Origin of the sequence: Achromobacter sp. F4_2707, assembly GCF_047501535.1 — a bacterium.
In the GTDB taxonomy this organism is placed as follows: Bacteria; Pseudomonadota; Gammaproteobacteria; order Burkholderiales; family Burkholderiaceae_B; genus Yanghanlia.
This window is the reverse complement of sequence record NZ_JAZDRJ010000006.1, coordinates 199,260-207,689: the sequence shown is the minus strand read 5'-3', so window position 1 is coordinate 207,689 and position 8,430 is coordinate 199,260. Positions and strand designations below refer to the sequence as shown.

The window sequence follows — 8,430 nt, the reverse complement described above, 5'->3', positions numbered from 1 at the left end:
CCACCACCCCCACCCGCCTGCGCCGGTTTGCCGCCATGATGTACGAAGGCGTTTTACTGTTCGGCATTGTCTTTGCCGTCGGCTACTTGTTTGATGTGCTGACCGAAAGCCGCAACGCCCTGATGTATCGCAACCTGCGCCAATTCATCCTGTTTCTGGCGATTGGCCTGTATTTCCTGCTGTGCTGGCGTGGCGGCCAGACTCTGCCCATGAAGACTTGGAATATCCGGCTGGTAGATCGCCATGGCGGGCGTCCGACTACTGGAAAAATGGTGTTGCGCTATCTGCTGTTGTGGCCTCTGCCCCTGCTGGCGACTCTGCTGATCAAAGGCGCTTCCCTGCTCACAGGCTATACCTCAACCGACCTGCTCATTGTTTTTGCCCCTTTCAGTATCTTCGTATGGAGCTGGTTTGACCGCGACGGCCAGTTTCTGCACGATCGCCTGGCCGGCACACGACTGGTTAATGCTGAAACCCGGCGCTGAACCAGCGATACAAGCGCATAAGCGCGTGGTCAAAGTCGGGGTATACCCTTGCATTTGCAGGCTTAAGAAAGCCTGGGGATTGCACAGAACAGCGAAGTCAGCCATGCTCTCAATGATTCACTGTTCTTTTTTTCCGTCCCGTTATTCAAATAAAGTGCCCCGATGAGCGACCAGCATCCGGTTTTGTATTCAACGTATCAGTGGTTGGTACCTGAGCATTTCAATATCGCACAGGTCTGTCTGCAACGCTGGGCCACCAACGCGGCAGAAGGCCGCCGGACCGCCATTTATCACGAAGACCAACAAGGCATACGCTCTGAATGGTCTTATCGGCAGTTGGCTGATGTGTCCAACCGTCTGGCCAATGGCTTGCGCAAGATGGGCACTCAGAAAGGCGACCGCATCGCCGTCATCATGTCGCAGCGCCCCGAAACCGTCGCCGCCTGTCTGGCCGTATTGGGAGTAGGCGGGGTATTGGTGCCGCTATCCACACAACTGGGCACCGATGGCTTAGCGCTCAGGCTGCGCGACGCAGAAGCCCGTAGCATCATCGCAGACGGTACGGCAGCCCCCGAGTTAGCCACCATCATGGAACAGTGCCCCTCCGTTCAGCAACTGATCGGGCTGGAGTTTCAAAACGACCACACGCTTTCCTGGCGCACGCTGCAAGCGCGCGAACCTGTCGATTTCCAGCCTACCGCCACCCTGGCGCAAGACCCAGCCATTCTGCTGTACACCGCCGGTACGACAGGCGCCCCCAAAGGCGTGTTGCACGCGCATCGCGTACTCGTCGGCGTACTGCCTGCCTTTGTCGCGGCACAAAACTGGTACCCCAAAACCGGCGATCTCTTCTGGAGCCCCGTCGATTGGACAACCGCGTCGGGCTTTCTGCATGGTTTGTTGCCTGTGTTGTACTTTGGGCGCTCGCTTGTCACCACCGAACGGCCCGCACGGGGTGCCGATGCGCTGGGGTTGCTTGGCCGCCACCCCATTACCAATGCTCTGTTGCTGCCCGGCGACCTCGCCCTCATGCACGAAGCTGAGCAGGCAGGCGCCGCCATTGAAAACATCCGGCTGCGCGCCTTATGCGTGACAGGCGACGTCCTCAACCCGGCCATGCGAGACTGGGCAGCCGCCACCCTGGGCACAGAACCCAACGAAATCTACGGCCTCACCGAAGCGCCAGGCATACTTGGGCACAGCCAGGAAAAATGGCCGACGCGGCCAGGCAGCGCCGGGCGCCCCATCCCCGGTCATCAGTTGGCCCTGCTCGACAGTCGCGGCCAACCTTGCAGCAGCGGCTCGGCAGGCCAACTGGCCTTGAACACACACGATATCCACGGCCACCCGGACCCTTGCCTGTTTCTTTCTTATTGGGGCAACGAAGCGCTCACCCAGGCCCGCTATCACGAAGGCTGGTTTCTTACCGGCGACATGGCCTCTTTCGATGAAGACGGCTATTGCTGGTTTTTGGGGCGGGTCGACGACGTTTTCCGCGTAGGCGACCATCGCGTCAGCCCCTTGGAAATCGAAGACTGCCTCAAACAACACCCTGGCGTGGCCAATGTGGCCGTCGTTCCCAAGCCGGAAGGCGCACGCGGCAACAGCATCAAGGCCTTTGTTGTACCGGCAGATGCCCCCCCCACAACTCAGGCTGAACTCGAACAAGCCTTGCAGAACCACGTTTGTGACCGCTTAGCGGCCTGGCAGATGCCGCAGCATATCGAAATCGTAGACCGCCTACCCACAACGGCTGATGGCCAGATCAGGCGCCACGTACTGCGGGCGCGGGAGCAGCAGCGCAGCATGCTGGCTGGCGCTCGCAATGCCCCCAAGGGCAAGCTTTAACCCCATGCATTGCCAAGTGAAAGGCCTCGCCTCAGCATACACATCGGCGAGCTTAAGCACTGCTAAAATACCGTAATGACGGATACCTTCAAGAAATACCTCATGGCCGACAACAGCGCCCGCATCCAAGCGGTGCGCCTTGAATCATCCTGGCAAACCGGCCTGGCTCACCAGCCCTACCCCGAATGTATACGCAGCCTGCTCGGCGAGCTCGCTGCGGCAGCGGTTTTGCTGGCTACCAATATCAAGTTCCACGGCTCAGTCGTACTGCAACTGCAAGGTGACGGCCCGGTTTCCCTGATCGTGGTTGAATGCACGTCCGAACTCACCTTCCGTGCCACAGTCAATTTGCGTGACCCCGATCTCGTACCCGCCGATGGCTCATTGCAGTCGCTGCTGAATGCGAATGGCAGCGGCCGCTTCATGGTTTTGCTCGACCCAGGCCCAGGGTCGGACATGGCGCCCTACCAGGGAATTGTGCCCATGGAAGGTGACACCGTCGCTCAGGTGCTGGAAGCCTATATGCGCAATTCCGAACAGCTGGATACCCGCTTGTGGCTGGCAGCCGATGGGCAGCGGGCTTGCGGGCTGTTGCTGCAACGCTTGCCCGACATCGGCGGCATCATGACGGACGACGGGCATGGCCGCGCTGGCTCCGTCCAGGGTGCTGACGCAGCCAGTAGGGCCGAATCCTGGAACCGCATCACTCAGTTGGCCTCCACGCTTGCCGTAACGGAGCTGCTTGAAACCGACATCGACACGCTGATCCGCCGCCTGTTCTGGCAAGAAACCCTGGCGGAACTTGAATCACGCAGCCTGTGTTGGTATTGCCCATGCTCACGCACCCGGGTGGCTAATATGCTGCGCATGCTAGGCCGTGAAGAAATCGAATCTCTGCTGGAAGAGCGCGAAAAGGTTGCGGTTTCCTGCAATTTCTGTGGCAAACCCTACGAATTTGACGCCGTCGATTGCGCCGGGTTATTCGTGGAAAACCTCGACGACAGCAATTCACGCACCCTGCACTAAAAAGCTGGGTTCAAGCCGCTTTTTTCATCGCGCCCATTACCGCCCCGCCGCTTACGCATTCTCCACAATCGACAGAGCGGCGGCTAAGCAGCACACTGCCGGGCATGAACACCCCCCACACTGCGCCGCTTCCCTTTTTGCGTACTGCCGCCCCGCGCTCTGCCCGCCAGCGCGGTCAGGGTGCGGTGGAGTTCCTGCTGGCTGCCGTGCCTGTGCTACTGCTCGGCTTGGCCTGTATCGAAGCGGCTCACTGGTACTTTACGCGGCAAGCAGTCAGCCTGGCGCTTATGCAAGCAGGCCGGGTCGCCATCACTCAACATGCCGACCCAGCCTCCCTTGATCAGGCCTTCGCTCAGGCCCTACTGCCCTTATACGCGGCCCCCAGCCCAGCCATTAGCCAGGCGCGCCTAGAAAGGGCCATGCGGCGGCGCGAGCAGGCTACCGCTTTACCGGCTTGGCGTATCCGCATCGTCTCGCCCGCTCAGGCGTCTTTTAATGATTTTTCCTCGTCCAGCCCTGATCTCCCCACCCATGGGCGGGCTGTGATCGACAACGATTATCTTGACGAACAACATCAGGCCCGGCTAGCCCAAGGTTGGCCAGAAGGCCGGGGGCCGCTTTCCGGCCAGACCACGCTAGAAGCGAATACACTTATTTTGCACCTGACATGGCTGCACGAACCACTCTTGCCCGGGATGAAGCAATTGCTCAGGCAAGTCGCTCCGCTCGACTCCCGTTACGGCTCCCAGGCCATGGCACGAGCGGGGTATCTGCCGATACAGCGCCCGGTCGCATTGGTGATGCAGTCGCACGCCATAGCGTGGGATATGCCCGACCATGGCCGTATTACGCGCATGGCACATCCGACCGCGTTAGAAAACAACACCGTCTCTTCAGGCATAGCCAATGAGCCAGCCGCGTCTTGCAACGGCTTGTGGTGTCTGGAAGATTTCAAAGCTGGTGCTTCTGCGCACCACAGCACTGGGTCGAACAGCACTGAAAACAACCTGCTCCCAGAGCCCCCTGATCAAATCACACCTCAGCCAGACACCCCACCCGGCACAGAACCGGGCTCCGGCCCAACGCTAGCTGACGATGAGCCTTACGGGGATACGCCGGGCGAAGCAACCGACGAGCTGCTAGATGACTGCCCTGGCTGCTGTGACTGACCCCTACGCGGCAAGTGCACAAACAGCTCGTCTTCCTGCACTAAACCCATTTCCGTGCGCGCCCGCTCTTCGATGGCATCGGTGCCGACTGTGAGATCCTGAACTTCCGCTGCCAACGCGTTGTTTCGGGCGGCTAAAGCCTCGTTCACTTCTTCCTGCGCCTGCAACTTGACCTGAAGTTCACGCACGCGCATCCACCCGCCCTTGCCCCACCATAAGGGGTATTGGGTGAGGATGGTCAGCACGACCAGAACGATAAAGAGCAGGCGCATGAGCAAGAGAAAGCCCGGCCTTCAGCAAGCCGGGCGCAATCTCAACGCAGGTTATAGAACGCCTCGCGGCCCGGATAGGCAGCGACTTCAGCCAGCTCTTCTTCGATGCGAAGCAGCTGGTTGTATTTGGCCATGCGGTCGGAACGCGACAGTGAGCCGGTTTTGATTTGCATGGCGTTGGTCGCCACGGCGATATCCGCGATCGTGGAATCTTCTGTTTCACCGGAACGGTGGGAGATGACTGCCGTATAACCTGCGCGCTTGGCCATTTCAATGGCGGCAAAGGTTTCGGTCAGGGTGCCAATCTGGTTGATCTTAATAAGAATGGAGTTCGCAACACCTTGCTCAATGCCCTGCTTGAGAATCTTGGTGTTGGTCACGAAAAGGTCGTCGCCCACCAATTGAACCTGGCGGCCCAATTGTTGAGTCAGCGTCTTCCAGCCTTCCCAGTCGTTTTCGGCCATCCCGTCTTCAATGGAGATAATCGGGTATTTGTCGCACCAGCCTGCCAGCAAATTGGCGAAGTCGGCCGCCGGCAGTGCAATACCGCCTTCGCCGGCCAAGTGATACATGCCGTCGCGGTAGAACTCGGTGCTGGCGCAATCCAGAGCCAGTGCGATCTGCGAACCCGCCTCGTAACCGGCTTCTTCAATCGCGTTCAGAATTAACTGAATAGCGGCTTCGTGGTTGGCCACGTTGGGTGCAAAGCCCCCTTCGTCGCCTACTGCGGTGGACATGCCCTGCTTGTCGATCAACTTGCTCAATGCGTGAAAGACTTCCGCTCCCATACGCAGGGCTTCACGAAAGCTGCTAGCGCCCATGGGCACAATCATGAATTCCTGCATATCCAGCGTATTGTTGGCATGCGCTCCCCCGTTGATGACGTTCATCATGGGCACAGGCATTTGCATGGGGCCGCTGCCGCCAAAATAACGGTACAACGACAAGCCGGATTCATCAGCCGCAGCGCGTGCAACTGCCATACTAGCCGCCAGCATGGCGTTAGCCCCCAAGCGACCCTTGTTTTCAGTACCGTCAAGGTCGATCAGGGTGTGATCGATAAAAGTCTGCTCCTGGGCATCCAGACCCATCAGGGCTTCGGAGATCTCGGTGTTGACGTTTTCAACCGCACGCAACACGCCTTTGCCCAGATAGCGCTCTGCATCACCATCGCGCAACTCAATCGCTTCGCGCGAACCTGTTGACGCGCCCGAAGGCACTGCTGCACGGCCCATAGCGCCGGATTCTAGCAATACGTCGCATTCCACTGTGGGGTTGCCGCGCGAGTCAAGAATTTCGCGCCCAATGATATCTACGATTGCACTCATGGTCTTTATGTGTCCTGCCTGAATGGGATGAAAGTCCTGCAGAGGCCGACATGGGGCTGCAGGGTGAAAAGCTTGATTGTAGCCGCCCACAGCCATAGTCCGGGCGCCGGCCGTCGCCCCAAGCAGACATTTTCCGCATCCAGAAGTATCAACAAAGGTTGAGAATTGAAAAAAGCCGGTTTCCCCGGCCTTTTTCAGGTTTTTTTCAAGGTGTTTGGGCGCTGCGCCAGATGCTGCTCCAGCTTTACCAGTGTCTTGGACAGCGTATTCATATCCTCTACTGATAAATCGGCCAGCGCCCATTCTAGGTATTCATTTCGTTGCGCCATGGTGGAGGCCACAACCTTCCGCCCTGCCTTGGTCAGTGTGACATTGGTCAGCCGGGCGTCTTGAGCATCGCTATGACGCCTGACCATGTCGGCTTGTTCCAACGCCTTCAACTGACGGGTCAGTGCGGCCGGATCAATTCCCAATTCTTGCACCAACTGCTTTTGCGACATTTCTCCCTGGCGATCCAGTAAAACAAGAATTCGCCAACGCGCCATGGACTGCCCTGTGTGGGCCTCAAAACCCGCTACAAAAGTCCGGTAGCTGCGGCCCAGCAGCTGGATGAATTGAAGATGATGAGAATCGATCATGCCTGCTTCTCTGAATTTGTTGTGTCGTTATCTGCCGCCGACTGCCCATTGGCGACAGGTGCAGTCTGCCGATTGTGCCGAAACTGAAAGGCCGGCATGCGAAGCAGCCAGACCAGCCCTAGCACCGCCATCACCACCGACAGCGCCAGCCCCGCATGAACGCCCCACACGAGCGCTTCGCGGGCATGCAAAATAAACGTCTCGCCATGCAGCCCTTGCCGTTGCAGCAGGGCGACGAAATCGCTTTGCACCTGAGTATTTACCAGCACTTGCGGGTCTTCCAGGCGCACCAGCCAATCGCCTTTGCCGAATACAGAGACATCAAGCATACGTACGCGTTCCACGTAGTAGTGCGTCACCACCGACCCCAGCACCGCCGTGCCCAGCATGCCGCCTATCATGCGGGTGGATTGCAGCACAGCAGTGGAAATGCCCAGCATCGAACGGCTGACCAGTTCTTGCGTGAAGATTGTCAGGTTGGGCATCACAAAACCCAGCCCCACCCCGCAGCCGATTAACGATACAACCAGCCATTGGCGCGACGTATCGGCCCCAATGAAAAGCAAAGCCGCGCCGCCCGCCACCAACAGGCCAAACCCCATGTGCAGGATGATTGCCGGACGACGAATACGGGGCACAATGCGGGAACTCAGAATACTGCCCACCGTAATAGACACGACCAACGGTGTGATCAACACCCCTACTTCCCGCGCAGTCAGCCCGAAGCCGCCTTGTAATAACAACGGCACGTAAATCAGCAGGCCGAACATAACAAAGCCCAGAAGCACAGACAGCAGACTCATGATGGCGATGCTGCGGTCGCGGAATATATCCAGAGGTATGAGTGCGGCGGTACAGCGCTTTTCCCACCAGACGAAAGCCGTTCCGCAACCGATGGTAAATAACCCCAACCCCACCATGGACAGGCTGGCTCCATATATAGGCAACCACTGCACCAGAAACTGCAAGCCTGTGAGCGATAGAGCAATGAGCACGGCCCCCTGCCAGTCGAGCCGAATGTTAGCCTGCTGCATCTGCCGAACATGAGGCAGATAGCGCAAGACGAAATACAGGCCGGCCAGCCCAAGCGGCACATTCATGAAAAACACCGTGCGCCAGCCCATGTAGTAGGTCAGGAAGCCCCCAAGGGATGGCCCCACGGCGTTGGCAATACCAAAACAGCTGCTGAGAATCACCTGCCAGCGCAGGCGTACGCGCGGGTCGGGGAAAAGATCGGGCACTGTAGCGAAGGCCGTACCCAACATCATGCCTCCTGCCACGCCCTGCAAGGCCCTCCCCAGCACCAGATGCACCATGGACTGCGACACGCCGCATAGTACGGAAGCCACCAAAAACAACAGAATGGACATCACGACGAAGGGTTTACGCCCGTAGTAGTCGCCCAGTCGCCCGAATATGGGAATGGTGATGATGCTGGTGAGCAAATACGCAGTGGTGACCCACGCGTACAGCTTGAAGCCCCGCAATTCGGCGACCACCGTAGGTAGCGCCGTACTGACCACTGTCTGGTCGATTGCCACCATCATGGTGACAAAGCCCAGCCCCGCCATTGCCAAAAGCGATTCTCTGACAGAAAGGAGCATGCCTGCTCCAGCGGCGCGTGAAGATGGGGATTTCATTCTTTAGGAAAACATTTGACTTAT

Annotated in this window: 8 protein-coding genes; 4 read left to right on the top strand and 4 right to left on the bottom strand. The window is 58.4% G+C overall.

The genetic code is table 11. The features are described 5' to 3' along the window. The 4 genes from VRY85_RS08120 to VRY85_RS08105 form a co-directional block, all read left to right on the top strand. On the top strand, positions 1-485 hold a 485-nt coding region (locus VRY85_RS08120), incomplete at its 5' end, for an RDD family protein (RefSeq protein WP_414598079.1). Between the two features lie 162 nt (positions 486-647). Beyond that, positions 648-2,333 carry an acyl-CoA synthetase gene (locus VRY85_RS08115; protein ID WP_414598078.1) on the top strand — a complete coding sequence of 562 codons (1,686 nt, stop codon included), beginning with the start codon at positions 648-650 and terminating at the stop codon, positions 2,331-2,333. A gap of 75 nt (positions 2,334-2,408) precedes the next feature. After that, positions 2,409-3,359 (top strand): Hsp33 family molecular chaperone HslO, encoded by a 951-nt coding sequence (locus tag VRY85_RS08110; RefSeq protein ID WP_414598077.1) that lies wholly within the window; start codon positions 2,409-2,411, stop codon positions 3,357-3,359. Positions 3,360-3,463: 104 nt separating this feature from the next. Further along, on the top strand, positions 3,464-4,528 hold the full coding sequence (locus VRY85_RS08105) for a TadE/TadG family type IV pilus assembly protein (RefSeq protein WP_414598076.1): 1,065 nt from the start codon (positions 3,464-3,466) through the stop codon (positions 4,526-4,528). Here VRY85_RS08105 and ftsB read toward each other — a convergent pair. The 4 genes from ftsB to VRY85_RS08085 form a co-directional block, all read right to left on the bottom strand. Further along, complete coding sequence (gene ftsB, locus VRY85_RS08100; RefSeq protein ID WP_414598075.1) at positions 4,462-4,800, bottom strand: cell division protein FtsB; 339 nt, start codon at positions 4,798-4,800, stop codon at positions 4,462-4,464. The genes VRY85_RS08105 and ftsB overlap by 67 nt on opposite strands. Before the next feature lie 41 nt (positions 4,801-4,841). Further along, complete coding sequence (gene eno, locus VRY85_RS08095) at positions 4,842-6,128, bottom strand: phosphopyruvate hydratase (RefSeq protein ID WP_414598074.1); 1,287 nt, start codon at positions 6,126-6,128, stop codon at positions 4,842-4,844. 194 nt (positions 6,129-6,322) lie between these two features. Next, the gene (locus tag VRY85_RS08090) at positions 6,323-6,766 is read right to left on the bottom strand and encodes a MarR family winged helix-turn-helix transcriptional regulator (RefSeq protein WP_414598073.1); all 444 of its coding nucleotides are present in this window, start codon (positions 6,764-6,766) and stop codon (positions 6,323-6,325) included. After that, on the bottom strand, positions 6,763-8,406 hold the full coding sequence (locus VRY85_RS08085) for an MFS transporter (RefSeq protein ID WP_414598072.1): 1,644 nt from the start codon (positions 8,404-8,406) through the stop codon (positions 6,763-6,765). The genes VRY85_RS08090 and VRY85_RS08085 overlap by 4 nt, the downstream gene beginning before the upstream one ends. Between the last annotated feature and the right edge of the window lie 24 nt (positions 8,407-8,430).